The sequence below is a fragment of the Flavimaribacter sediminis genome, assembly GCF_019492055.1.
Classification (GTDB): Bacteria; Pseudomonadota; Alphaproteobacteria; order Rhizobiales; family Rhizobiaceae; genus Flavimaribacter; species Flavimaribacter sediminis.
Genome location: NZ_JAICBX010000001.1, coordinates 935,610 through 961,340, shown reverse-complemented (window position 1 = coordinate 961,340; position 25,731 = coordinate 935,610). Strand labels below are relative to the sequence as shown.

The window sequence follows — 25,731 nt, the reverse complement described above, 5'->3', positions numbered from 1 at the left end:
GGCAAAAGGCATTGCGCCCTGCACCGTCGCAAGCCATGGCGGTAGGTTTAGAGTACGAGGCATTGGGATGGTAAAGCAGAACGCTCGGAAGTCGGTCGATGAAAACGCGCTGAAAGCGCTTGAAGACGCACTGCGCGACGTCGACATTGACGAAGGTAACACGGCGAACGCCGACAGTGACACAGACTTGGAACTGTCGATGGAAGACCTGGAGGCCCAGGTCGCCTCGGCGGCCGCCGAACTGGCGGAAGCCGGCAATGAACCGGATGAAGCCGGCGGCTCCAAAAAGGCGACGCCCGCCAAGCGGCCTGCTCGCCCCGTTGCACGCCGCGAGCGCGAACGCCCACCCGCTTCCCGCGACCAGCAGGACCGTCCGGAATCACGCCGCGTCCAGCGGGCGACGCCGCAGGACGTCGCCAATTCCGTTCCGGACACAAAACGCGCCTCCGGCCAGCAGAACCAGAGAACGCAGGCCGGTTCGGGACGCAAATCCGGCCCGGCTTTTGCACCGGCCAATGACGACAGCCGCCGATCGACAGCCTACATTCTGAAATCCCTGGACAGCAATTCCGGCCGATCAACGCGGATCACCGCCTATGTCGCCGCCGGCATCTGGCTTGTCGCAGGCTTTGTTCTGACAGGCATGGTCTACGGATCGCGCATCTGGAGTTTCTCCACATTCGCCAATCTGTCCGCCAATCCGGACATTCTCGGCGCGATCGCAACGATCATTCTGCCGGCGATGATGATCGTCGGCTTCGGGATGATGATCGCGCGCGCCCAGGAAATGCGTTCCGTTGCGCGTTCCATGACGGAACTGGCGCTGCGTCTCTCCGAACCCGAAAACATCGCGGCCGACAACATCACCAGCGTCGGCCAGGCGATCCGCCGCGAAGTATCGGCGATGAATGACGGCATCGAGCGGACCATCGCGCGCGCCTCCGAACTGGAAACGCTGGTTCATTCGGAAATCAGCGCCCTGGAACAGAGCTACTCGGACAACGAGGTGCGGATCCGCAACCTCGTCGAAGGCCTCGGCAACGAGCGTGAAGCCATCATCGCGCATTCCGAGCGCGTCCGCGCGCGCATCGTCAAGGCGCACGAACAGTTGCGCGAGGAACTGAACTCGGCGGGCGACGATATCTCCAACAAGATCTCGACGTCCGGCAAGGCGGCCGCAGCGCTTGTCGACACAAGGACGACCCAGCTTTCGACACAGGCGGAGGAGCTCTCCGAGAATGTCGCCGAACTCCTGCAGAAACGCCTTGAAGCGCTGATGCTGGCGTTCGGAAACTCCGGTCGTACGCTGGCCGAGGAATTCGACAGTCGCCTTGAAGTCCTTCATGGATCGATTTCGGAATACGGGCAGCAGCTTCTCAGTGAGTTCGAAACCCGCGCTTCCTCGATCGACAACAACACGAAGAAGCTCAACACGATACTGAACGAGCGGGCGCGCCAGCTCAACGAAACGCTGCTTGCCCGCACCCGCGACATCACCGAAAGCGTGAGCACCGGCGAGAAGGCCTTTTCCGCAGGTCTTGGCGGCGTTATCGACACGCTGAACCAGCGTCTCGACGAAAAGGCCGTGAACTTCAGGCAGAGCCTGCAGCAGCATACCGAAGACGCGATGAACGACCTGGACACCCGGTCCGGCTTCTTCGAAGACCGGCTGCAGGGAACCATTTCCCAGCTCAACTCCGCGTTCGACGATCGGGTCAAGCAGTTCACCTCCGCTTTCGACCAGCGCAGCGGAACACTCGCCGACAAGCTGGGCGAAAGCCTTGTCGCGATCAACGATACGTTGTCGCACACCAGCGGCTCCATCGACTCAATCCTGAGCACAAACGCCCAGCAGATCGCCGAGTCCATGGACCAGCGCACCCGCCATCTTGACGATTCCCTGAGCCAGAGAACGAGCCAGATCGACGAATCCCTGGACCGGCACACACGTCAGATCGACGGATCTCTTGACCAGCGCGCACGTCAACTCGACGAGTCGCTTACCCAGCGTTCGCAGGAACTCGAGCACAATCTGTCCCGGAGCAGCCAGGACATCACAAACAAGATCGAGGAAAAGGTCGGCGCGGTCGAACGCGCTCTGTCCGACACCTCCGAGCGCGTGGACATCCTGCTCAAGGACGGCGCGGCGACCATATCCGGCGCCGTCAGCGGCCAGACGGACGCGCTTGCCTCCAAGCTGGAAGAGAGCGCCGACAATTTCGCAAGCCTCATCGGCCGCGGCGTGTCGGATCTGAGCGAAGCCTCCACCAGCGGCAACCGCGAACTGGAATCGACGCTTTTGGCGAATACTGAACGGCTGGAAGGCCTTATCAGCTTTGGAACGGCGGCGATCAACAACGCCACCACCGAGAGTTCCCAGAAGCTGGAAACAACGCTCAGCGGCAACGCGGAACGCCTTAAGGACCTGATCGACAACGGCACGATCTCCCTTGGACAGGCCGTGAAACAGGGAACCGCCAGCTTCAGCGAGAGCATCGGGGCATCCACTGACAGGCTCGAAGGTCTGATAAACACCGGCGCATCGACGCTAAACCGCGCCGTTGAGCAGGGAACAAGCAGCTTCAGCGAGAGCATCAGCGCCTCTACCGACAGGCTCGAAGGTCTGATAAACACCGGCGCATCGACGCTGAACCGCGCCGTTGAGCAGGGTACAAGCAGCTTCAGCGAGAGCATCAGCGCCTCTAACGACAGGCTCGAAGGCCTGATAAACACCGGCGCATCGACGCTAAACCGCGCCGTTGAGCAGGGTACAAGCAGCTTCAGCGAGAGCATCAGCGCCTCTACCGACAGGCTCGAGGGGCTGATCAACAACGGGGCGTCCACGCTGAACCAGGCGGCCGAACAGGGCGCGGGCGCGATCGAAAGCACCTTCGGCTCTTCGACACAACGCCTTGAGGAACTGATCAGCACCGGCACATCGTCGATCCGGCACACAACAGAACAGAGCGTGGGTGCGATCGAACAAAGCGTGGGTGCGATCGAAAGCACCTTCGGTTCTTCGACACAACGCCTTGAGGATCTGATCAGCACCGGCACATCGTCGATCCGGCACACGACAGAACAAAGCGTGGGTGCGATCGAACAGACCCTCGGCGCATCCTCGGATCGCCTGGAAAATCTTATCGCTTCGGGAACCTCGTCCATCAGCCTTACCGCCCAGCAGAGCGCTTCGGAACTGGAACAGACGTTGAGCTCCTCGTCAGCGCGACTGGAAGAACTGATCACTTCCGGATCCGCGTCCATCAGCGAAGCGGCGGAACAGAGCAACGGGGCTCTCGAGCGGACTCTCAGCTCGTCTGCGGACCGGCTCGAAAGCCTGATCAGCACCGGCACGTCCGGCATCAACCAGGCGGCGGAACAGGGAGCCACCGCGCTCGAGCGCACAATGGGCGCATCCGCCGATCGCCTGGAAGGCCTCATCACGTCAGGCACGTCGGCCATCAACGAGGCGGCGAAATCCAGCTCCAGCGATCTGGAAACCACTCTGAGCTCCAATACGGAGCGCATGGCCGCGCTGATCCGCGAAGGCGAAGCCATCATCACCAACGCTTCCACGGAAGGCACCCAGTCCATCGCCAATACGCTGGGCTCGAACACCGACCGTCTGGAAACCCTGTTGCGCGACGGCGCATCGGCTGTCGAAAGGGCTGTCACCGACAATACGCATGCGCTGGCGGTCACCCTCGGCTCCAACGCAGAGCGTATCGACGGCATCTTGCGCGATCATTCGGAAACGATTTCGAATTCCGTCGTCGGCAACACCGAACAGCTGGCAAACACGCTGGAAACCAACGCCGCCCGCATCGATGCGCTTCTGAGCGGCGGCTCGGGCGCCATCTACGATACGCTTTCGAAGGAAACGGAAGAGCTTTCGGGCCGTATCGACCAGGGCGTCAAGGCGCTGGACACCGTGTTCGAAGCGAATATCGGCCGGATGAACCAGTCCGTCGAAGACCAGATGTCGAACATGGAGCACCGCCTGGGCACAATGGACAGCGCGCTCAGCACCGGCATGCAGAACGTCAATTCGATGATCGAGGAACAGGCGCGCAATCTTGCAACGACGCTGCGCGACACGGTTTCCGAAACTGTCAACCAGTTCGACTCCGAAGCGTTGCGCTCCGCGCAGTCGCTGCAGGGTCTTGGCGAACAGTTCGCAAGCCAGCTCAGCGCCGCAGCCGCAAGCTATTCCGACGCTATCGACAGCCGTCTGTCGGAACGTTCGGAATCCTGGACCAACCAGCTTGCCGACCTCTCCACCCGGCTGGTCGACAGCGAGAACAGTTTCCTGGGCGCTGCAGAATCGATCACCAGCGCCGCCATGAACGCCGAAGAAAAGATCGGCCAGCAGGCGACGAATTTCGCTACGCAGCTTGAGAACAGCGAACAGGCGATCGCCGCGCGCAACGAGTCGATCAAGACGGTGCTCGACGAGCAGACCCGCGAACTCAACTCGATGCTCGCCGGCCGCTCCACGGAGCTGTCGAACATTATCGAGCAGAAGGCCCGTCCGCTGATCGATCGCTATCTCGAAAGCGGCAAGGAAATCGCAGCGGAGATCGAGCAGATCACCCTGTCGAGCACCGATCAGTTGCAGGCGCAGAGTTCCGCGCTGGTCAGCGCCCTCTCCTCCCGCACGGGCGAGACGCTGGCTGCGATCGAACGCGCAGGCGCAAGTCTGCGGTCGGACGTCATCAGCCTGATCGAACAGCTGGGAGAGAGCAACACGTCGATCTCCAATCTTATCGAAAACGCTGCAACCACTCTCGCCAGCGTCGACAGCCGGCTGGTCGAAACCACCGAAAAGTTCAACTCGTCGGCCACCAACTCGGCGGAAACGATCTCGAGTTCGGCGCAGTTGCTTGAAAGCAACCTCGCCAAGCTCGACGGCATTTCCGGTTCGACGCTCGGCCGGATCGGCGAAATCGCCGAAAGCTTCTCCGATCATTCGAAGGTGCTTTCGACCGCGTCCGACTTGCTTGGCGCCGCGCAGTCGAGCCTCGCCAACACGCTCGACGAACGCCGCGAAGCTCTCGACAGCCTGTCGAAGGGCCTGGTCGAGCGCTCCGAGGAAATCGGCGTGACCATGCGGTCGCTGGAAGGCATCGTCCAGGATGCGTTCGGCAAGGCCTCCGAAAAGGCCGACAGCACGGCCAAGCAGCTTTCCGGCAGCCTGTCTTCCTCCATGAAGGAGCTGAGCGAACTGCTTTCCGAGACCGAAACGCGCTCGACGAACGCGTCGCAGAACATGAAGCAGGCGATCAAGGAAGCCGTCGAAGAAGCCGTATCGCGCTTCAACGGAGCAACGGAAGAAATCCGTCGCGCCGCCGGCGACATCCGCGAGGAACTGAACACCACACGCTCGGAAATCAAGCGCGGCGTGTTCGACCTGCCTGAGGAAACACGCGAAAGCACGGCGGCCATGCGTCAGGCGGTCGCCGACCAGATCAAGGCTCTCAAGGACCTTGCGAACATCGTCGACCAGTCATCCGGCCTGTTCGAGCATTCCGGCCCGGGCGCACGTCCTGTCGCAGCAGCAGCGGCGGTTGTCGCCGAACCCGTGCAGGCTCAGGCCGCCCCTGCCCCGCAGCCGGCTGCAGCCGCGCAGGGCACAGGAACGACCGGCGCCACGACCGCACGGCTTGTCGAGCCGGCCAAGCGCCCGACGCCAACCACCACATCGAGCCTGCGCGGCGGCCTCGGCGTGATGGACAGCGGCGGCTCCAAGCCGAAGGCTGACGCCGGCAATGCATCGCGCAAGTCTTTCGGTGAAGGCTGGGTCAAGGACCTGCTGCGCGGCGCATCGCGCGAGGACGGCGACAACGGCGGCGAACAGCGCGCATCCAACTCCAATGCGCAGTCCGCCAACAGCAGCCGTTCCCGCAATCCGCGCCAGGTGGTCGAGTCCCTGAACTCTCTGTCGGTCGATATCGCGCGCGCCATCGACCACGACGCCTCTGTGGAGCTGTGGCGCCGTTACCAGGCCGGCGAAAGGGACATCTTCACCCGCCGCCTGTACACGCTGAAGGGTCAGAAGACTTTCGAAGACATCAAGAAGAAATACGGTCAGGAACCGGAGTTCCGCAGCGCCGTGGATCACTACATCTCCGACTTCGAGAAACTGCTGGCCGATGTCTCCGCAAACAATCGGGACAAGTCCGTGGCCCAGACCTATCTGACTTCGGATACGGGCAAGGTCTATACGATGCTCGCCCACGCCAGCGGCAGGCTGAAATAAGCGACACACAAATACTCAAAATGGAAAGGCCGGCTCTCGCGAGCCGGCCTTTGTCGTTTGTAAAACCTTACAACGCGATCAGACGATCTTCAGCGTCCAGGCGACGATGTCGGTGACGACCTGGCCATTGGCCTCGTCGAGCGCGCGTATGAAATCGATATTTTCGGATCCATAGACAGGCGCAGTCGCCTGGAAGACCTTTTGCGCCCGCACCACGCCGTTGCGATCATTGACAATGCGAACGGAAATCTCGACCACGGCGGTGTCGCCGTTGTCGCTGGCGACCACCTCGAAGGCGCGGATCGTCGGTGAAACGAGATAGTCGACGGCGATGCTGTCGCCGGGTTTCGCCACGCCGCCCAGGCGCCCGCTGTCCTCGAACGCCGTAACCAGCCGTTGCTGAATGATCGCAGGCAGATTGTCATTCCACTGCGACCTGGCGAGATACTGGATCGCCTCGGGCGAAGTCCGCACGACAATATTGGCGCCGTCCAGAGACTTCAGCGCGGCCGGATCGGTTACGACGATCTGACGGTTTCTCGAGGACGGTCCCTTGACTGTCGGGATGCCCGTTAATTCGTAGGTGTCGGGCTTTGGAGCAAATGGTCCGCCGCCGCATCCACTCAAAAATGCAGCGCCAGCCAGCAGGACAGCTACGGCCAGTCCGGATTGACTACAACTCTTCACGAATACCCCTCGTCCCTGCCATCCATGCAGGATTTACGAACTCTTGGACCTGAACTCTGCTTTGTCAACGACGACGCCGCCCATCATATTGTTTTACGCTTCCCGATCCACCGAAAATCAGACTCTGCGGATCTTCCCCTATCTGCGCGACAGCTCTCTCGATCCGGGCGACCGAACGGCGCGCCTCGTTGATCAGCGCCTCGATATCCTTGAGACCGGAATTCGAGAACCGGTCGACATTGCTCATGATCGGACCGATCTGCGCGTTGATCTTGTTGGCGACGTCCTGGAAGGATTTCAACGTATCCTTCGCTTCGGCCACCAGACCCTGACCATCTGCGCCGTCAATGACGCCGTTAAGCTTGTTGAGCGTCGTCTGGACCTGCAGTGCGGCATCGTTCAGACGGGCGGTCAATTGATCGGTATTCTCGATGATCTGCCCGATTTCCTGGTTTCGATCACCGATCGTCTCCGACACCATGGTCAGGTTGGCGATGCCCTCGCGGGCCTGGGCGCTGGCGGCCGTGATATTGTCGACGACTTCCTGCACCTTTTCGGTGTCAACCGAATTGAGCAGTCCCTCAACCTTTGAGACTGCGGATTCGGCGTTCTGGCTGAGCTCGGCGATATTTGTGGCCGCCGTCTTGAACTCCTCGATCATCGGCTTGAAATCACCGGATGCGTCCGAAATGTTCTTGCTGACGGTCTCGACATTCTGAACGATCTCGGAGACTTTTGCAGGCTCTACGGCGCCGACAATCGCCTCGGCGCGCGTGACCAGACCCTCCAGCTTGCCGGAAACGCCCTCAAGCGTTTTGGATAACGACGAGACGTTTTTTAGGAAACTGTCGACGCCGCCGGAATTGGCTGCAAGCGCTTCGGAGAATTTTTCGGCGTTCTGCACGGTCTGCGTCAGCGGGCCTTTCGCGGTCGTGACAAATTCCTCGATGCCGACGACGGCCTTGTTGACCCGCTGCAGGATTGCGTCGGCGGTTGCAAGAAGGTTGGTAACGCTGGATTCATCGGCTGTCAGAACCGCGTAACTGCCCTTCTCGACGGCTTCCTCGAGAATATTGAGGTCGCTGGTGTTGCCGCCGCTGAGCTCGATATGCGCAGAGCCGGTCAGCCCCTGGATGCCGAGCACCGCCTTGGTGGAAGCGTAAACCGGCGCGGTGGCGCGCACTTCCGTCATGGCGAGCACGTAGTTGGGATCAACGCCGTCAATCGTCAGAGACCGCACCGAACCGACGCGAATGCCGTTGAACAGAACCGGCGCGCCGACCGACAGGCCGCTCGCCGAACCCGGAATGCGGACTTCCAGCCGGGCCGTCTCGCCCTGGTTGTTGGCGGTGGCCATCCAGTAAACGCCCAGAAAACCGGCGGTAATGATGAGGATGATGACAATACCGACGATGGTATAGTTGGCTTTTGTCTCCATAATCGCGTTCCCGTCATTCCTTTCCGGGTGATTCTCGCAGCTACACTAAAGGTCTAGTTCTGCGGCACAATAGAACGGGCTCTTTTCCCGTGGAAATAGGACCTGACCCAGGGGTCTTCGCACGCCAGCATGTCCTCTATCGTGCCTTCGACGAGTATTTTCCTGTTGCCGAGAACCGCAATACGGTCACATACCGAGAACAGGCTGTCGAGATCGTGGGTCACCATATACACGGTCAAGCCGAGAGTGTCGCGTAGTTTCGCGATCAATTCGTCGAACTCGGCGGCGCTTATCGGATCGAGGCCCGACGTCGGCTCGTCCAGAAACACAAGGTCAGGATCAAGCGCCAGAGCTCTTGCGAGGCCCGCGCGCTTGATCATACCGCCGGAGAGTTCCGAGGGATAGAGCGAGGCCGCCTCCGGCCTCAGGCCGACGAGTTCGATCTTCAGCAACGCCAGCTCGTCCATGAGCTTCTGCGGCAGCTCCAGATATTCGCGCATCGGCACCTGGATATTCTCAAGCACCGTGAGCGCAGAAAACAGGGCGCCCTGCTGGAAGAGCACGCCGAGCTTCATGTCGAGCTGGGTTTTCTGGGCGGGCGTTGCAGCATCGTAGTCCACGCCCAATATGCGAATGGCGCCGCCTTGTCTTGACGTGAGCTGGAGGATCGTGCGCAACAGCACCGACTTTCCGGCACCCGAAGCGCCGACAAATCCAAGTATCTCGCCGCGCCGGATATCGAGATCGAGGTTCTCCAGCACCTTGTGCGAGCCAAAGGCGACATTGATACCCCGCGCCTCGAGAATGACCTTGCCGAAATCCGGATGGCGTTCCTGCGTCGAATCTTGAGGATCTGTTATCGTCTCTGTCACGGACATCAAAAATCAATCGCCCCGTAGAAGATGGCAAACAGGCCGTCCACGAGAATGACCACGAAGATCGCCTTGACGACAGCCGACGTGACATGGCGTCCAAGCGATTCCGCGCTGCCCTCGACCTTGAGGCCTTCCACCGACGCAACAATGCCGATGATAAGCGCCATGAAGGGCGCCTTGATCATTCCGGAGGCAACGGACGTGTAGTCAATGGCCTCGCGCAACCGGTTGATGAAGGTCTCCGGCTGGATGCCAGAGTAGATCCACGTGGTCAGCAAGGCGCCGAACAGCGCCGAGAAATTCGCCGTGATTGTCAGCAGCGGCAACATGATTGTCAGCGCAACGAGGCGCGGGAAAACAAGGACGCTGATGGGGTTGAGGCCCATCACCTTGAGGGCGTCGACCTCCTCGCGCATCTTCATCGAGCCAATTTCGGCGGTGATTGCGGAGCCTGATCGGCCGGCGATCATGATTGCCGTCAAAAGCACGCCGATCTCGCGCAATTGAAGGATGCCGACCAGATCAACGACGAAGATCTCGGCGCCGAAATATCTGAGCTGGAAAGCGCCCTGCTGGGCGATAATGCCGCCGATCAGGAACGACATGAGCGTGATGATGGGAATGGCGCGAACGCCGACATGATCCATCTGGCTGAAGATCGCGGCGGACGAGATGCCCGAGGACTTCTTTCTTCGGATGCGGGCGCCCCAAACCGTCGAGCCCAGAATGAACATCATCGCAAGAAAGTCGTTATAAAGCTCGTAGGCCATCTCGCCGACGGGAGCAAAGATCCTCTCCAGCAATCCGGCCTTCTGCTTCGGCGCATCGTCGGCGTCATATTCCGAGTGCATCGCCTTCTCGACCGCATCGAGAAGCACAAGCCGATCCTGCCTGATCGCCTTGTAGGCAACCGTCTTGCTGCGTGATTCCAGCCGGTCCTTCAGGCGCACGATGACGAGAGCGCCCGACGTGTCGAACGCCGTGATGGCCGACAAGTCTATCGTGACTTCGACGCCGTCAAGGTTGCGCCCGAGCTGGCGCATCGCAGCGTCGATGCCGGACACGCCAAAAACGGTCCAGCCGCCCGACAGCCTGACGACGACCTTGCCGTCTTCGGGACCGGAGGTTTCAAACTGCGCCGCCACACGTTCCTTTTCCGCGATGGCGGACGAACCTGCCGCGCCGGAGGCAACCGACTCTGTAGCTTGCTGGCTGGACATTGATTTTACATAGACAGTAAATCACCATCTGTCACCGCATACCGCTATGACAATCCAACGGAATTCCGGATCGGGACCGTTATCGACGCCGGCGTTGCCGAAGTATCACGCAGCCTTGGCGGGTTTTTCGGAAGTGGCTTCGCCGGCGTCCAATGCCTTGCGGCGCTTCAGGTCGGCAGGCAGGGCGACAGGCTGCCGCCACTCGATAAGATGCATTTCGCCATCGTAGTCTTCCGCCACCGCCGTGCAGCTTTCAACCCAGTCGCCGGTGTTGATGTAGCGAATACCATCCATGTCCTCGATGACTGCGTGGTGGATATGACCGCAGATAACGCCGTCGACATCATGCTTTCTGGCTTCCTCGACGACAACGCGCTGAAACTCGCCAATGAAGTTGACCGCCTGCTTGACCTGCAGCTTCGCCCAGGCGGAGAAGGACCAATAGGGAAGTCCCAGCCGGCGCCTGCCGTAATTCACGAGCCGGTTGACAAAGATCGCCAGGTCGTAGGCCCAGTCGCCGAGATGGGCGAGCATGCGCGCATGGCGCACCACGACGTCAAACTCGTCGCCATGCATGACGAGATAACGACGCCCGTCAGCGGCTTCGTGGATGGTCGTCAACTCCACCTCGATGCCGCCGAAATGGGTTCCGGGGAAATCTCTCAGGAATTCGTCGTGATTGCCGGGAATGTAAATGATCCGCGTGCCCTTGCGGGCCTGTCGCAACAATTTCTGGACTACATTGTTGCAGTCCTGAGGCCAGTACCAGTTGCGTTTGAGGCGCCATCCATCGACGATGTCGCCCACCAGAATGATCGTGTCGGCATGATGATGGCGAAGGAAATCGATCAACCAGTCCGCCTTGGCGGCGCGAGAGCCCAGATGAATATCGGAGAGGAACAGGGTCCTGAATTGCCGAGCCTTTGGAGCTTTCGTCATCTGCGCCACCATTGCATGTCCGTTGATGGTTGGCTAACCAGAGTCGTGTCACAATCAGATGACAAGGCTTCGATAAGGACGAATTCGTAGCTGCATCCGACAAAAAGTCACAGTATTCGGGAAGGAAATCGCAATGGATCTGGGTATAGCCGGCAAACGGGCCATCATCTGCGCATCCAGCAAGGGGCTCGGCAAGGGATGCGCGATCGCGCTCGCAGAAGCCGGCTGCGAGATCGTGGTCAACGGACGGGACGCGTCGACGCTCGCGGCGACCGCGGAGGAGATTCGCAAGAACACCGGAGCGCAAGTCACGGAAGTCGCCGCAGACGTGTCGACGAAGAAAGGACAGGACGCTCTGCTCGCGGCCTGCCCGGCACCGGATATTCTGATCAACAACAATGGCGGCCCTCCCCTGAAGGATTTCCGGGAGCTTGACCGCGAGGCGATCCTCAATGGCGTGACGCAGAACATGGTTACGCCCATCGAACTGATCCAGGCGGTGATCGACGGCATGTGCGAACGCGGTTTCGGCCGCATCGTCAACATCACGTCTTCCTCCGTCTATATGCCGATCCCGGGACTTGACCTGTCTTCGGGAGCCCGCGCCGGCCTCACATCCTTCCTCGGCGGCGTCGCCCGCACCGTCGCCAACCGGAACGTGACGATCAACACCGTGCTTCCCGGCAAGATGGACACGGACAGACTGACGAACAACATTAAGGCGACGGCGCAGAAAACCGGCGTCAGCTATGAAGAGGCCGAAAAAAGCGTCCTGCGCCTTGTTCCGGCTGGACGCGCGGGAACGGCGGAAGAATTCGGCAGCGCCTGCGCCTTCCTCTGCTCGCGCCAGGCGGCGTACATCACCGGACAGAACCTGCTCGTCGACGGCGGTCTCGTGCCGAAGTCTTTCTGACGGTTGACGCGCCAACTGGGCTGGAGCAATCTGCCGAAGGGCTGAAGGGGTGGACAATCACATGAGCAAGGCCAGCAAACCCGCTCTGTCGGAACTCGACCAGAGCGCGCTGTTTTTCCACAAATATCCGAGGCCCGGCAAACTGGAAATCCAGGCCACCAAGCCGCTCGGCAACCAGCGCGACCTCGCGCTCGCCTATTCTCCGGGCGTGGCCGCGCCATGCCTTGAAATCCGCGACGATCCGGCCACCGCCGCAGACTACACGTCGCGCGCCAACCTGGTGGCCGTCGTCTCCAACGGAACCGCAGTTCTCGGGTTAGGGCCGATCGGACCGCTGGCCTCCAAGCCGGTAATGGAAGGCAAGGCCGTCCTGTTCAAGAAATTCGCCGGCATCGACGTATTCGACATCGAGATCGACGCCAATGACGTCGACCGGATGGTCTCCGTCGTCTCCGCGCTGGAGCCTACATTCGGCGGCATCAATCTGGAAGACATCAAGGCGCCGGAATGTTTCGAGGTCGAGCATCAATTGCGCGAACGCATGAACATTCCGGTGTTCCATGACGACCAGCACGGCACCGCGATCATTGTCGCGGCGGCGATCATCAATGGGCTGGAACTGTCAGGCAAGAAGCTGCAGGACGTAAAGATCGTCACCAGCGGCGCAGGCGCTGCGGCGGTCGCCTGCCTCAATCTCCTGGTCTTTCTCGGAGCAAGGAAGGAAAATATCTGGGCCCATGACATCGACGGACTGGTCTTTGAAGGCCGGACGAAGAACATGGATCGCTGGAAAGGGGCCTATGCGCAAGCGTCCGATGCGCATTCGCTCGCCGACAACATCAAGGACGCCGATATTTTCATAGGCCTGTCCGCCGCCAATGTGCTCAAGCCCGAGATGCTGAAGACCATGGCGGAGCATCCGCTGATCATGGCTTTGGCGAACCCGGTGCCGGAAATCATGCCGGAAGACGCCCGCAATGCGCGGCCGGACGCGATGATATGCACTGGCCGCTCGGATTTCCCGAACCAGGTCAACAATGTCCTTTGCTTTCCTTTCATCTTCCGCGGCGCGCTGGACTGCGGCGCAACGACGATCAACGAGGAAATGAAGATGGCGGCGGTCAAGGCGATCGCCGGGTTGGCGCGGGAGGAGCCGTCGGACGTGGCGGCGAAGGCCTATTCCGGCGAAACGCCGATCTTTGGGCCGGACTATCTCATCCCCTCGCCCTTTGATCCCCGCCTGATCCTGCGTATCGCCCCCGCGGTCGCAGAAGCCGCCTGCCAGACAGGCGTAGCGACCCGCCCCATAACCGACTGGGACGCTTACAACGACCAGCTCAATCGCTTCGTTTTCCGCTCCGGCATCGTCATGAAACCGCTCTTCACCGCAGCCAAGGCGGCGATCAACAAGCGGGTAATCTTTGCAGAAGGCGAGGATGAGAGGGTATTGCGCGCAGCACAGGTGCTGATCGAGGAAAAAATCGCGGAGCCGATCCTGATCGGCCGGCCGGCGATCATAGAAACACGACTGAAGCGTTTCGGCCTCAAGATAAGGCCTGAGCGAGACTTCAGCATCACCGACCCCAACGACGATCCACGCTATCGTGACTATGTGGACCTTTATTTCTCGCTGGTCGGACGCAAGGGCGTCAATCCGGAGGCCGCGCGCACCGCCGTGCGCTCCAACACGACCGTCATCGCCGCCCTCGCTGTGCGCCGCGGCGAGGCTGACGCCATGATATGCGGCATTGAAGGCGGATACGCCAACCACCTTGCCGTGGTTGAAGACGTATTGCGCAAGCGGGAGGGCGTTCAGGAGTTCTCCGCGCTCAGCCTGCTGATCTCGCAACGCGGAGCGACCTTTCTCACCGACACCTATGTCACCTTCGATCCGCCGGCGGAGCAAATTGCGGAAACCACGTTGATGGCGGCCCACGAAATCCGCCGCTTCGGCATCACCCCGCGCGCCGCGCTTGTGTCGCACTCGAACTTCGGGACCAGAGACACCGCGTCGTCGCTGAAAATGCGCAAAGCGCTGGAACTGATCCGTGCAATGGCCCCGGATCTGGAGGTTGACGGCGAGATGCACGGCGATTCCGCGATATCCGAGGATCTGCGCCGGCGCGTGATGCCAGACAGCATTCTGACGGGTGAAGCCAATCTTCTCGTCTTTCCCAATCTGGACGCGGCCAATATAGCAACCGGTCTTTTGAAGACGATGATGGACGCGCTGCATGTCGGCCCCATCCTGCTCGGCAGCGCCAAGCCCGCGCATATCCTGTCGCCTTCGGTAACGTCGCGCGGCGTCGTCAACATGGCGACGCTTGCGGTTGTCGAGGCCTCCATGCCGGCATAGACGATCCGTCCTGATCGGTTTGTTCATGTCCCGGTCAGATTATAAACGTATTGTCGTTGCACGATGCGTGAAGGTAACGCACTGACCATCAGCGACTTGACCGATGAAACATGGACTTTTGAACCGGGTTGCAGCAATAGCGGCGTTGACGGCTGTAGCAGCGGTCGGCGTCGACTCGGAGACACGGGCGCAGAATTCGGATGTCTGCGCGCGCCTGCAAAGCCAGCTTGACCAATATCCCGCGAAAAATGTGCAGTCACCCTACCTCAGACGTTTCGAGGAAACCCTGCGGGAGCAGCAGCTTATCCTTGACCGTGCGCGCGCAGCGGTCGCCGACGGCCAATGCACCAGCGGAAGCATTACCGTCTACGGCTCCAGCGACAATTCGGTCTGCAACCGGATGCGCGTGCGTATCGCGCAGCTGGAGGAGGAAGTTGCTCTCCTGACGCAAAGGCGCGATGCGCTGGCCGCAGAAGGACGTGAAACAGGTCGTGGCAGAATTGTCTCTGCGTTGCGCGCCAACGGATGCCCGGTGGAGCAACGGCAGGTCGTGATCCACGACTCAGTCCGTCTCAGGGATCGGGCCCGCGAGCGCGCGCTGGACGATCCGTCTCGCCGGTACAGGACCATGTGCGTTCGCGCCTGCGACGGCTATTATTTCCCTATTTCCTTTTCCTCGTCGCCGGCTGAATTCGGTCGCGACGCCGAACAATGCGCCAGACAATGTCCGGGCGCCGATGTCAGTCTCTATATCCATTCGGTTCCGGAACAGAGAAGCGAGGACATGGTTTCCGCAAATGATGGATCGCCTTACGTCAGCCTTCCCAACGCCTTCGCCTATCGCAATGGCCTGACGTCATCCTGTAGCTGCAACAAAGCCCCGGTCACCGCCAACCGATCGACAGCGCCGAAGAAACAGTCATCGATCATTCTTCCGGACAAAATTCCGGTGCCTGAGAACAAACCCCAACCGTCGTCGGGAGGCACAAATAGCGCCGTCGCGAATGCGTCGCCGGACACGGTTCCGTCGAGCGAAAATCAGGTCAAGCTTGCGCCCCGATCCGCCGATGACGAAAACGAGTTCGAGGAAATGGACCCGGATCGCAATGTCAGGGTCGTCGGGCCAATGTTCCTTCCCGACCAATCAGAGGCAACAGATCGGCAAGCTCCGGACCAGAGCGACTCCCCGTAAGGGCGATCCTCAACGGCATGAACAACGCCCTGCCCTTGCGCCCACTGGCCTGTTTCACGGCTGAGGTCCAGGTGGACCAGGTGTCCGCGCCCCACGGTTCGGGTGGCAGAAGCGCAAAGGCTTCCCGCACATAGGCAATGTCCTCGTCCTCGAGGACCGCGTCGCCGGCCGGACCATTCTTCACAACGCCCCACCAGTGGCGGGCGTCCTCGACGACATCAAGATTGCCGCGCACGGCAAGCCAGAAGGCTTCCGCACGGTGCTCGTCCACTCCCATGTCGGTGAGTCTGGCAGCAACCCTGTCATAGGGTGTTTCGTGGATGAGCGCCCTGTTGAGCGCGCCAAGTTCAGACGGATCGAATTTCGCGGCGGATTTTGACGCCATGTCCGGCGTAAAGATGTCCTGTAGCGCTTCCATGGAGGGCACGGCCTCCACGCTGTGCGATGTTCCAATCAACACGGCGAGACTGTTGACCGCCATCGGCTCGATGCCGGTTTCCCGCAACGAAGCGATGGACAGCGCATTGCTGCGCTTGGAAAGGCCTTCGCCGCTGGCAGCCGTCAGCAGATTGTGATGACCGAACGCCGGGGCGTCTGCGCCAAGCGCCTGAAACAGCGCAATTTGCGCGCCGGTATTGGTGACGTGATCGTCGCCACGAATGATGTGAGAAACGCCCATTTCAATGTCGTCGACGACCGACGGCAGGGTGTAGAGATACGTGCCGTCTCCGCGCACAAGCACAGGATCCGACATCGAGGCGAGGTCAACCGTCTGCGGGCCGCGGACGACGTCGTCCCAATGGATTTCCGTTCGACGCGTTTCGAATGGATCGCTCTCGAAATTCGGCAACATGAACCGCCAGTGCGGCTGCCTGCCCTCCGCCTCGAACCTGGCCTTGTCCTCGTCGCTCAGCTTCAATGCGTCGCGGCCATAGACCGGCGGAAGCCGACGGGCGAGCCGCAGCTTCCGCTTGCGCTCAAGCTCCTCTCCGGTCTCGTAGCAGGGATAGAGTAGGCCGGCGTCTTTAAGCTTTTGCGCGGCTGCGTCATAGGCCGGAAAGCGCCGCGACTGCCACTCCATGCGATCGGGCTCGACGCCAAGCCAGCGCAGGTCGCGCTCGATGCCTTCGGCGAATTCAACGGTTGAGCGCTGCCTGTCCGTATCGTCGAAACGCAGGATGAAATCGCCGCCCGATTTCATGGCGTAAAGCCAGTTGAAAAGCGCCGTGCGGGCGTTGCCGATGTGAATGTTGCCTGTCGGCGAGGGAGCGAAGCGAACGACGACGGGCTTGTCTGATTCAGTCATTGCGGAAGTCTTTTGGGTTTGGCGCGGCCTAAGCGACCGCCTGGGCGACGAGGCCGGATTTTCTGCGGATGATCTTGCGGCTGACGAACAGCATCACGAAACACATGGCGAAGCTATACAGACCCATGACCGCGATTTGAAGCGGGTAACTGATTTGGGCGTCAATCAGGAAACCTGTGACGCCTGGTCCCATGGCTGTCGCAAACACCAGCAACGCCACGACGACTGAGCGTATCGAGCCCAAATAGCGGCTCCCGTAGATTTCCGGCCAGAGCGCGCCAAACAGGGTTGAAGAAAGGCCATAGGAAATTCCGAGCAAACCCATGAATGCAAATACGCCCCAGGACTGTTCAACCAGGCTGAGAACCATGCAGGAAAGCCCGAGCGGGATGAGAAAGGAAGGGAGCAGCGCAACGGCGGAGAACCGGTCGACCAATGCGCCGCCTATCAGCGCGAAGATCACGGTCATGATCGACATCGCGAGAAACGAACCGGCGAAAAGCTCGAGAGTCCAGCCGCGCAATTCCACAAGATAGACCTGATGGAAAAATATAGTGGTGCCGATGAAACCGGGCGCCAGAACGCCGAGAAGCAGGATCCAGAACGTCGGATCGCGCATGACTTCGGCGCGCGTCCAGTCGCGGGCGGCGGAGAAGAGTTCCGGACCGTCCGTGGATCGCGGCTGCCGTTCGACACGCATGAGCAGGTAGATGAGCGGCAGGGCGACCAGCATGAGGAACGCGGCGGACACCAGCCATGAACTGCGCCAGCCAATCGCGGCGGAAAGCAGGACGAAGGCGAACGGCAATGTCGCCTCGCCGCACTGGTGACCCAGCGTCGCAATGGACACGGCCCTGCCCCGACGCGCGACGTACCAGCGGCCCATCGCCGTAATCGCATTGTGTGTCATCATGCCCTGGCCGAAAAGGCGCAGTCCGTAGATGGTCAGCGCCAGCAGCGCAATATGGTGTGACAGGGCCATGGAGACAGCGGCCAGCGCGAGCATGGGGATGATCAGGAGCGTTACCTTCGCGACGCTGACGTAATCCACAATCCTGCCGACATAGGGCAGCGACAATGCGCTGGCGAGCGTGGCCAGCATGTAGAGCGTGCCGAAACCGCCATGAGTCAATCCATATTCCTCACGGATCTGACCGGCTGAAAGTGATATGAAGAAAGTCTGCCCAAAGCTGGAAAACAGAGTGAGGAACAGTCCGCCGGCGAGCCAGCGCAGATTGTCGCGTATGAACGCGAAGAAAGACATGTCGGAACCTCACTCGCCGTAGGCGTGCATTTATTGGACGCGAGCGTCCTGTCCGGCGGTATTCGTCTAAAAAAAATCGGAATGGATCGTCCCGCTATGCACCGAGTTTCTTGTGGCCGTCAAGGGCGGCCTCCGCTATGACTGATCTGTCCTCCCTCGCCGCCAACCAGCCCGTACGCCCATGTCCCAAACAGAAATGCTGATCATCGTCAGTTGCGCCTTTTTTGTCGCGGCCTTTGTGAAAGGTCTCGTGGGATTCGGTCTTCCCCCGGTGAGCATCGGATTGCTGACCGCCTTCATCGGGCTGCCCAACGCCATGGCGCTGATCATCTTTCCCGGGATCGCCACCAATCTGTGGCAGGGACTTTCAGGCAATCATTTCCGCGAGATCATCCGGAGGTTCTGGCCGTTTTTCCTGATGACTGTGCTTTTCACCTTCCCCGGCACGCTTGTGCTGTCACGATTGAACGTCAACTACGTCACCGCCCTGCTGGGCGTTCTCCTGCTCGCCTTCGTCGCGGTAACGTTTCTCAATCCGAAATTTCGGGTCAAGCCACGATCGGAGCCGATCCTCAACCCGGTGCTCGGAACCATCAGCGGGCTGCTCTCGGGGATGACGGGAACCTTTACCGTGCCGGGCGTCATCTATTTCCAATCGGTCGGCCTGCCGCGAGAGCAGCTCGTCCAGCTGATGGGTATCATGTTCACCCTGTCGACGGTCGCGCTGGCGCTGGCGCTGGGCGGAAACAGGCTTCTGACCGTGGAACTGGCGGTGATGTCAGCCATTGCCGTGATACCGACATTCGTCGGCCTGGCGGCCGGGACCTGGCTGCGCCGGAGGACCTCCGAGCAAGGCTTTCGCGTCATCTTCCTGATGGCGCTCGGCGTGCTCGGCGTCTACATTCTGGGCCGCTCGCTGGCCGTGATTTTGTGAGCCGCAGGCTCAATCCCTGTCCCGAAAGCGGTTGGTGATCGGATAGCGCCGGTCTCGGCCGAAGTTCTTGCGCGTGATTTTCACGCCGGGCGCGGACTGCCGTCGCTTGTACTCGGCGATATAGAGCAGGTGCTCGATCCGGTGGACGAGTTCGCGATCGTAGCCTCGCTTGACGATATCGCTGACGGACATTTCCTTCTCGACCAGACACTCCAGAATGTCGTCCAGCACCGGATAGGGAGGCAGCGAATCCTGGTCGGTCTGGTCGGGCCGCAATTCGGCCGACGGGGCCTTGTCGATGATGTTTTGCGGGATCACTTCTCCGGAAGGCCCAAGCGCGCCGGGCGGCACATTGTCGTTGCGCCAGCGCGACAATTCGTAGACCTGCATCTTGTAGAGGTCCTTGATCGGATTGAAGCCGCCATTCATGTCGCCGTAAAGCGTGGCGTAGCCGACCGACATTTCGGACTTGTTGCCGGTCGTGACCACCATTGAGCCGAACTTGTTCGAGATCGCCATCAGGATGGTGCCGCGCGTCCGGCTCTGCAGGTTTTCTTCCGTTACGCCTTCGGTCGTCCCCTCAAACATCTGCGACAGCGCGTTCGAAAAACCTTCCACCGGCTCCGAAATCGGCACGATGTCATATCGGCAGCCAAGCGCGCGTGCGCAATCTTCCGCGTCCTTCAGCGATTCACCGGACGTGTAGCGATAGGGCAGCATCACCGTGCGCACCCGCTCCTCGCCGAGGGCGTCGACGGCAAGCGCGGCGCAGATGGCGCTGTCGATGCCGCCGGAAAGGCCCAGAACCACGTTGCTGAAGCCATTCTTGTTGACGTAGTCGCGCAGGCCCAGCATGCAGGCCCGGTAATCGGCTTCCAGCGCATCGGGAATGCGCGACATCGGACCGTCGCTGCAGGTCCAGCTGTCGCCGTCGCGTCGCCATGTCGTCACGACGGTCTGGGCCTCGAACTGGCTCATCTGGAAGGCGAGCGACTTGTCGGCGTTGATGGCGAAGCTTGCGCCGTCGAACACCAGTTCGTCCTGTCCGCAAAGCTGGTTTGAATAGATCAGGGACAGGCCGCTTTCGATAACCTGCTTGATCGCCACCTGATGGCGCGTATCGACCTTGCCGCGGTAGTAGGGCGAGCCGTTGACCACCAGCAGCAGTTCCGCGCCGGTTTCGGCCAGCGTCTCGCAAACGCCGAAATCGCCCCAGATATCCTCGCAGACGGGAAGACCGAGCCGCACGCCGCGAAAATTGACCGGACCCGGCATGGGCCCCGGGTCGAACACGCGTTTTTCGTCGAACTCGCCATAGTTCGGCAGATCGACCTTGTAGCGCTCCGCAACGATCTCGCCGCCGTCGAGAAGCGCAACCGCATTGAACCGGCCGAAATCACTGAAGCGCGGAAACCCGATAACGACACCGGGTCCGCCATCCGCCGTGTCGGCGGCCAGTTCGTTCAGCGCCCGGTCGCAGGCGCGCAGGAAGGCGGGCTTGAGAACCAGATCCTCCGGCGGATAGCCGGACAGGAACAACTCGGTGAACAACACCAGATCGGCGCCGTGACGCGCCGCGTCCGCCCTCGCCTCGCGCGCAAGTTCGAGATTTCCCGCCACATCGCCCATTGTCGGGTTCAGCTGGGCAATCGCAATTCTCATGACATTTTCGATTTCAGTGCTCATGCAAGCCGTGTAGCGCGCGCCCGGTCCAAGGGCAATCGCCTTGTCACATCAGGACCTCGCCCATTCCCTCGCGATCGACGAGCAGCGGGACGATAAGGTCTTCCTCGTCCTCCAGATGACGCATCAGCCCGGCAAGAAGGCGATCGGCTTCGCGACCATATTTCTCCGATGCGTATTTCAGGGCGTCGCCGCCCTCGGCAAGGCCTTTCAAGAATGCGTTTCCGGCTTCCGCATTGCTCACCAGCAGATCGTGGATCGTGTGGTGATCTGCATCGAGAATATCGAATCCGCGTTTCAAACGGGGCTCGGCAACCTGAAATTTCGGGAAATAATGGGTGTCTTCAATCTGGTGATGGCCTTCCAGCTGCGACAGGAGGAAGTTGACCCTCGGCGCGAACCATTGCCGAAAGGAAGCCGGATCGACTTTCTTCTCGCGCAGCATCACCACGCTACCGCTGAGCGCGCCGCCAAGTTCCCGGAACATGTCATGGCGCTGAATCCAGAACTGGCACATATCCGTCAGCGTAATGTCCTGGCCCCACCTGTCGCGAGGATATTTCTGCAACAAAAACAGAAGGTCGTCCGGAAGTCCGGACCGTTGGAAAAGCGCGTCTTTCGAGTCGATTGCGGTCAAGTAAAAATCCCCGTCCGTTCGATGATGGCCGCCAGCCAAACGAGCGTGGCGAGCAGGATGCAAAGAAGCACCGCAGCCGAGCCGCAGTCCTTGGCGATCTTGATTTCCTTCATGTAGTGCCCGGACAGGCCGTCGCACACCGCCTCGATACCGGTATTGAGCAGTTCAACGATCATCAGCAGCGCAACGGAGCCGACCAGCATGGCGAAATGCAGCGCCGTATCGGCCAGCCACGCCGCCAGAGGCACGCTGGCGATGAAGCAATAGACCTCGTAGCGAAAGGCCTGCTCGTTGCGCGCGGCATGTACAAGTCCGTGCCACGAATTCAAAAACGCGGGATAGAATTTCTTCATGAGGAATGCGCTCTGACGATACGATGCATTGAGGCCTGACGCTATCAGGTGAACGCATAGGCATCCATCGACAAGACGCCGAATTCCGTTGAGCTGTGGATTTTGGTCGCCGACCACTTCGCGCCGCCTGCCCCGATGGCCGCGTAGAGCGGCATGAGATGCTCTTCAGTCGGATGGTTTTTTACGCTGAACGGCGCCTGGCGGCGGTAATCGAGAAGCGCGTCGATATCTTGTGCAGCGAGTTTCTCCTCCATCCACAGGATGAATTGCATGACCCAGTCTTTCGGTTCGCAGAACCTCTCTCCGGTTCGCATTGCGGCGAAGGCCTTGCGCAGATTGTGGGTGAAGGAGCCAGAACCGATGACCAGGATGTTTCTTGTCCGCAGCGGCGAGAGCGCAAGCCCGAGGCAATAATGATGATCCGGCCCGGCGTGCGGGTCGACGGAAACCTGGACGACCGGAATATCGGCGGCCGGATACATCAGCAGCAATGGCGTCCACACGCCGTGGTCGAAGCCGCGATCCCGGATGACGCCGGCGGCCATGCCTTCGGCCAGCAGGAGTTCTGCAATCTCCCTGGCGAGATCCGGCGAGCCAGGCGCAGGATACCGGATTTCGTGAAGCTCCGGCGCGAAGCCTCCAAAATCATGGATAGTCACCGGCCGTTCGTCACCGGATATGGCGACGCCGCCTGCTTCAAAATGCGCGCTGACAACGACGATCGCCTCCGGGCGCGGCAGGGACGCCGAGTAACTTGCAAGAAACGCCCGCGCCTTCGTGTCCGCGATAACCGTATCGGGCGCCCCGTGGGACAAAAACAGCGACGGTATGGAAGCCATGACGGGAAGTCCTTTCCCGTCGTGACATAGCGTGGATGCCCGGTGAGGCCATGACAGGAATGCGCGACACATCATTCAGCTTTTGTGAACACGGAGCCGATGAGCGCCTACGGAACCTGCGGCTTGTCGTCATCGATCTCGTAGTAGTCGCCCTTGTCAGCGCAGTAGATGTGGCGGCTGATCGACAGTCCGGTTGCGCCTTCGAGCGAACCGGCGAGAATCGACACCTGATTTTCATCGTCATGCTTCCAGAAGAGAGCCGAGCCGCAGACCCGGCAGAATCCGCGTTTCGCATTCTCCGACGACCGAAACCAGGTCAGGTTTGACGCGCCTTCGACGCTCAGAGCCTCTTCGGAAACGCTGACAGTGGCGTATACGTGGCCGGACTGTTTGCGACACTGCGAGCAATGACACACCGAAACGCCGCGCAAAGGGCCTTGCGTGGTGTAACGAACAGACCCGCAAAGACAGGATCCCTGATGTGTTTCCATGCTGCGCCTCTCGCCAAACTCATCCGGTTATCGGCTCAGGCGCGCGTTGATGCAAAGCAGTTCTTTTGAATTGCCATTCAACGAATTTGATGGATACGGAACGAAAGGGGACCAAATCCCCTTTCGCGGGATCAATCAGCCGTTGGCGGCGGCGCGCATGTCCTGATCGCGCCCGCCCTTGAGAAGCTCGGCCACCAGGAAGGCGAGTTCAAGCGACTGGTCGGCGTTGAGCCGCGGATCGCAATGCGTATGGTACCGATCGGAGAGATTTTCGGCGGACACCGCGCGCGCGCCGCCGGTGCATTCGGTGACGTTCTTGCCCGTCATCTCGATATGGATGCCGCCCGGATGCGTGCCTTCCGAACGATGGATCTGAAAAAAGCTCTCGACTTCCGACAGAACACGCTCGAACGGGCGGGTCTTGTAGCTGTTCAGCGTAATCGTGTTGCCATGCATCGGATCGCAGGACCAGACGACCTTCTTGCCTTCCCGCTCCACGGCGCGGATCAGCTTCGGAAGGTGTTCCGCCACCTTGTCATGTCCGAAACGGGCGATCAGCGTGAGCCGGCCGGCCTCGTTCTGCGGGTTGAGAAGATCGATCAGCTCAAGCAGTCCTTCCGGCGTCATGCTGGGGCCGCATTTGAGACCGAGCGGATTCTTCACGCCGCGGCAATATTCGACGTGGGCGTGGTCCGGCTGGCGCGTGCGGTCGCCGATCCAGATCATGTGTCCGGAAGTCGCGTACCAGTCGCCCGACGTGGAGTCGGTGCGCGTCAGCGCCTCCTCGTATCCCAGAAGCAGAGCCTCGTGACTGGTGAAGAAATCGGTCTCACGCAAACTTGGATGGTTCTCGGCGGAAATGCCGATCGCCTTCATGAAATCCATGGTTTCGGAAATGCGGTCCGCCAGCTTGCGGTAACGCTCTGCCTGCGGGCTGTCCTTGACGAAACCGAGCATCCACTGATGCACGTTCTCCAGATTGGCGTAACCGCCCTGCGCGAAGGCTCTCAGCAGGTTGAGCGTCGCCGCCGACTGGCGGTAGACCATGTCCTGTCTCTGCGGATCGGGAATACGAGACCCTTCGTCAAACTCGATGCCGTTGATGATGTCGCCGCGATAGCTCGGCAGTTCAACGCCGTCTATCGTTTCGGTATTCGAAGAGCGCGGCTTTGCGAACTGGCCGGCGATGCGTCCGACCTTGACCACGGGCTGCTGCGAACCGAAGGTCAGCACGACCGCCATCTGCAGGAACACGCGAAAGAAGTCACGAATATTGTCCGCGCCGTGTTCGGCGAAACTCTCCGCGCAATCGCCGCCCTGAAGCAGGAAACCGTTGCCGTTGGCCACGTCGGCGAGCATCGACTTGAGCTTGCGGGCTTCACCTGCAAAAACGAGCGGCGGATAGGTTGCGAGACGCGCCTCGGTCTTTTCCAATTCTGCGCTGTCCGGAAAATCCGGCACCTGGAGAATCGGCTTGCTGCGCCAGCTGTCCGGTGTCCATTTTTGTGCCATATCACTCACCTGTCCGTTGTTTTTGCGAGGCCCTTTCGTCTCAGAGGCGCGCTTATAACGGCTATTGCCGGCTATTGCCAGCCAATATCGCCTCGCCACGTGATAATGCGGCAAGACGGCCAAATCGGGACCGTCAATCCAGCCAGGTTACGCCGCGCCGAAGCAGCAATCCGTCGAACAAGTCCGTCTCGGCGGCGGACAATTCAACCGAACGCGGATAGATCGGACTTTTTCTGTCTCTCTGCACCGGCCGCTCGAAACCGAGCGTATTCTCGACAAAGCCGCGTACGCCCGCCTCGCCGAATTCGACGAGAAATCCCTGCAATACCGCGTCAAGATAGGACTGCAGGATGGGGTGGCCCGGATCATCAACCGCATCGTTTGTCTTCGCCTCGTAGATATAGACCGGACAGTCGGCAAGCGCGCCGCCAACGAAATCAAGGCGATCCGGCGCCACGCTGACGCGGTTGTAGCCGGTCTCCCGCCTGTCCACCTCAGGCAGGTGGTCGAGCCGATCATAGACGACGAGACCTTCCACCACGAAGCCTTCCTGCGGTCGCGCGCTCAGCAACGACGCGTCGTGGCCGAGAGCGGCCAGTTCGGGATCACGCGGACGCCAGCATCGCCGCCAGCCCGTTACGCGCGCCGCGGACGCGCCGAGAAACGCCGTCCTCAGGGTTCGCCGGTTGACTAGCGATCCGTAGCCGAAATAGGCGACAAGACGCCCCTCCTCGGCGAGTTCCCGCAATTCATTCATATCGGTCACAGGGGATTGCTCAGCAGTCATGGGAGCATCTGCTACAGCCACATTGTATTTTTCACAACAGGAATAT

At 60.5% G+C, this 25,731-nt stretch carries 19 protein-coding genes; 5 read left to right on the top strand and 14 right to left on the bottom strand.

Annotated elements, in window-relative coordinates:
• The first annotated feature begins 67 nt into the window (after positions 1-67).
• Complete coding sequence (locus K1W69_RS04525; protein ID WP_220227129.1) at positions 68-6,259, top strand: apolipoprotein A-IV repeat region-like domain-containing protein; 6,192 nt, start codon at positions 68-70, stop codon at positions 6,257-6,259.
• Positions 6,260-6,337: 78 nt separating this feature from the next.
• Here the strand turns inward: K1W69_RS04525 and K1W69_RS04520 are convergent, their stop codons facing one another.
• From K1W69_RS04520 to K1W69_RS04500, 5 genes are all read right to left on the bottom strand, one after another.
• Positions 6,338-6,946 carry an ABC-type transport auxiliary lipoprotein family protein gene (locus tag K1W69_RS04520; RefSeq protein WP_220227128.1) on the bottom strand — a complete coding sequence of 203 codons (609 nt, stop codon included), beginning with the start codon at positions 6,944-6,946 and terminating at the stop codon, positions 6,338-6,340.
• A gap of 64 nt (positions 6,947-7,010) precedes the next feature.
• Complete coding sequence (locus K1W69_RS04515) at positions 7,011-8,384, bottom strand: MlaD family protein (RefSeq protein WP_220227127.1); 1,374 nt, start codon at positions 8,382-8,384, stop codon at positions 7,011-7,013.
• Positions 8,385-8,437: 53 nt separating this feature from the next.
• The gene (locus K1W69_RS04510; protein WP_220227126.1) at positions 8,438-9,262 is read right to left on the bottom strand and encodes an ABC transporter ATP-binding protein; all 825 of its coding nucleotides are present in this window, start codon (positions 9,260-9,262) and stop codon (positions 8,438-8,440) included.
• On the bottom strand, positions 9,262-10,479 hold the full coding sequence (locus tag K1W69_RS04505) for an ABC transporter permease (RefSeq protein WP_258570806.1): 1,218 nt from the start codon (positions 10,477-10,479) through the stop codon (positions 9,262-9,264). The genes K1W69_RS04510 and K1W69_RS04505 overlap by 1 nt, the downstream gene beginning before the upstream one ends.
• A gap of 105 nt (positions 10,480-10,584) precedes the next feature.
• Positions 10,585-11,418 (bottom strand): UDP-2,3-diacylglucosamine diphosphatase, encoded by an 834-nt coding sequence (locus tag K1W69_RS04500; protein ID WP_220227125.1) that lies wholly within the window; start codon positions 11,416-11,418, stop codon positions 10,585-10,587.
• Positions 11,419-11,551: 133 nt separating this feature from the next.
• Here K1W69_RS04500 and K1W69_RS04495 point away from each other — a divergent pair, with 133 nt between their 5' ends.
• The 3 genes from K1W69_RS04495 (at position 11,552) to K1W69_RS04485 (ending at position 15,879) form a co-directional block, all read left to right on the top strand.
• Positions 11,552-12,331 carry an SDR family oxidoreductase gene (locus K1W69_RS04495; RefSeq protein WP_220227124.1) on the top strand — a complete coding sequence of 260 codons (780 nt, stop codon included), beginning with the start codon at positions 11,552-11,554 and terminating at the stop codon, positions 12,329-12,331.
• Between the two features lie 49 nt (positions 12,332-12,380).
• On the top strand, positions 12,381-14,687 hold the full coding sequence (locus K1W69_RS04490; RefSeq protein WP_370688177.1) for an NADP-dependent malic enzyme: 2,307 nt from the start codon (positions 12,381-12,383) through the stop codon (positions 14,685-14,687).
• Between the two features lie 103 nt (positions 14,688-14,790).
• Positions 14,791-15,879, top strand: a complete 1,089-nt coding sequence (locus K1W69_RS04485; protein WP_220227122.1) for a DUF2865 domain-containing protein — start codon at positions 14,791-14,793, stop codon at positions 15,877-15,879.
• Here K1W69_RS04485 and gltX read toward each other — a convergent pair.
• A complete protein-coding gene (gltX, locus tag K1W69_RS04480; protein WP_220227121.1) occupies positions 15,797-17,185 on the bottom strand; it encodes a glutamate--tRNA ligase in 1,389 nt (462 codons plus the stop codon). The two genes, K1W69_RS04485 and gltX, sit on opposite strands and share 83 nt — an antisense overlap.
• A 28-nt stretch (positions 17,186-17,213) precedes the next feature.
• On the bottom strand, positions 17,214-18,449 hold the full coding sequence (locus tag K1W69_RS04475; RefSeq protein ID WP_220227120.1) for an MFS transporter: 1,236 nt from the start codon (positions 18,447-18,449) through the stop codon (positions 17,214-17,216).
• 181 nt (positions 18,450-18,630) lie between these two features.
• On the opposite strand from K1W69_RS04475, the gene K1W69_RS04470 reads away from it, so the two are divergent.
• Positions 18,631-19,383: a sulfite exporter TauE/SafE family protein gene (locus K1W69_RS04470; protein WP_220227119.1), complete on the top strand. Its 753-nt coding sequence runs from the start codon at positions 18,631-18,633 to the stop codon at positions 19,381-19,383.
• 9 nt (positions 19,384-19,392) lie between these two features.
• Here the strand turns inward: K1W69_RS04470 and K1W69_RS04465 are convergent, their stop codons facing one another.
• The 7 genes from K1W69_RS04465 to K1W69_RS04435 form a co-directional block, all read right to left on the bottom strand.
• Positions 19,393-21,045, bottom strand: a complete 1,653-nt coding sequence (locus tag K1W69_RS04465; protein WP_370688176.1) for an NAD+ synthase — start codon at positions 21,043-21,045, stop codon at positions 19,393-19,395.
• 67 nt (positions 21,046-21,112) lie between these two features.
• The gene (locus tag K1W69_RS04460) at positions 21,113-21,703 is read right to left on the bottom strand and encodes a hemerythrin domain-containing protein (RefSeq protein ID WP_258570805.1); all 591 of its coding nucleotides are present in this window, start codon (positions 21,701-21,703) and stop codon (positions 21,113-21,115) included.
• On the bottom strand, positions 21,700-22,056 hold the full coding sequence (locus K1W69_RS04455; RefSeq protein ID WP_220227117.1) for a diacylglycerol kinase: 357 nt from the start codon (positions 22,054-22,056) through the stop codon (positions 21,700-21,702). The genes K1W69_RS04460 and K1W69_RS04455 overlap by 4 nt, the downstream gene beginning before the upstream one ends.
• 44 nt (positions 22,057-22,100) lie before the next feature.
• Complete coding sequence (locus K1W69_RS04450) at positions 22,101-22,895, bottom strand: DODA-type extradiol aromatic ring-opening family dioxygenase (protein WP_220227116.1); 795 nt, start codon at positions 22,893-22,895, stop codon at positions 22,101-22,103.
• A 107-nt stretch (positions 22,896-23,002) separates the two neighbouring features.
• Positions 23,003-23,386: a GFA family protein gene (locus tag K1W69_RS04445; RefSeq protein ID WP_220227115.1), complete on the bottom strand. Its 384-nt coding sequence runs from the start codon at positions 23,384-23,386 to the stop codon at positions 23,003-23,005.
• 135 nt (positions 23,387-23,521) lie between these two features.
• Positions 23,522-24,898 carry a class II 3-deoxy-7-phosphoheptulonate synthase gene (locus tag K1W69_RS04440; protein ID WP_220227114.1) on the bottom strand — a complete coding sequence of 459 codons (1,377 nt, stop codon included), beginning with the start codon at positions 24,896-24,898 and terminating at the stop codon, positions 23,522-23,524.
• Between the two features lie 133 nt (positions 24,899-25,031).
• Positions 25,032-25,685 (bottom strand): gamma-glutamylcyclotransferase family protein, encoded by a 654-nt coding sequence (locus tag K1W69_RS04435; RefSeq protein WP_220227113.1) that lies wholly within the window; start codon positions 25,683-25,685, stop codon positions 25,032-25,034.
• Positions 25,686-25,731: the final 46 nt, after the last annotated feature.

Coding starts and splice junctions, on each gene's coding strand:
- K1W69_RS04475 (WP_220227120.1), bottom strand. CDS start 18,449: ATGTCTTTCTTCGCGTTCATACGCGACAATCTGCGCTGGCTCGCCGGC.
- K1W69_RS04470 (WP_220227119.1), top strand. CDS start 18,631: ATGTCCCAAACAGAAATGCTGATCATCGTCAGTTGCGCCTTTTTTGTC.
- gltX (WP_220227121.1), bottom strand. CDS start 17,185: ATGACTGAATCAGACAAGCCCGTCGTCGTTCGCTTCGCTCCCTCGCCG.
- K1W69_RS04465 (WP_370688176.1), bottom strand. CDS start 21,045: ATGAGAATTGCGATTGCCCAGCTGAACCCGACAATGGGCGATGTGGCG.
- K1W69_RS04525 (WP_220227129.1), top strand. CDS start 68: ATGGTAAAGCAGAACGCTCGGAAGTCGGTCGATGAAAACGCGCTGAAA.
- K1W69_RS04435 (WP_220227113.1), bottom strand. CDS start 25,685: ATGACTGCTGAGCAATCCCCTGTGACCGATATGAATGAATTGCGGGAA.
- K1W69_RS04445 (WP_220227115.1), bottom strand. CDS start 23,386: ATGGAAACACATCAGGGATCCTGTCTTTGCGGGTCTGTTCGTTACACC.
- K1W69_RS04515 (WP_220227127.1), bottom strand. CDS start 8,384: ATGGAGACAAAAGCCAACTATACCATCGTCGGTATTGTCATCATCCTC.
- K1W69_RS04510 (WP_220227126.1), bottom strand. CDS start 9,262: ATGTCCGTGACAGAGACGATAACAGATCCTCAAGATTCGACGCAGGAA.
- K1W69_RS04455 (WP_220227117.1), bottom strand. CDS start 22,056: ATGAAGAAATTCTATCCCGCGTTTTTGAATTCGTGGCACGGACTTGTA.
- K1W69_RS04495 (WP_220227124.1), top strand. CDS start 11,552: ATGGATCTGGGTATAGCCGGCAAACGGGCCATCATCTGCGCATCCAGC.
- K1W69_RS04450 (WP_220227116.1), bottom strand. CDS start 22,895: ATGGCTTCCATACCGTCGCTGTTTTTGTCCCACGGGGCGCCCGATACG.
- K1W69_RS04440 (WP_220227114.1), bottom strand. CDS start 24,898: ATGGCACAAAAATGGACACCGGACAGCTGGCGCAGCAAGCCGATTCTC.
- K1W69_RS04505 (WP_258570806.1), bottom strand. CDS start 10,479: ATGTCCAGCCAGCAAGCTACAGAGTCGGTTGCCTCCGGCGCGGCAGGT.
- K1W69_RS04485 (WP_220227122.1), top strand. CDS start 14,791: ATGAAACATGGACTTTTGAACCGGGTTGCAGCAATAGCGGCGTTGACG.
- K1W69_RS04500 (WP_220227125.1), bottom strand. CDS start 11,418: ATGACGAAAGCTCCAAAGGCTCGGCAATTCAGGACCCTGTTCCTCTCC.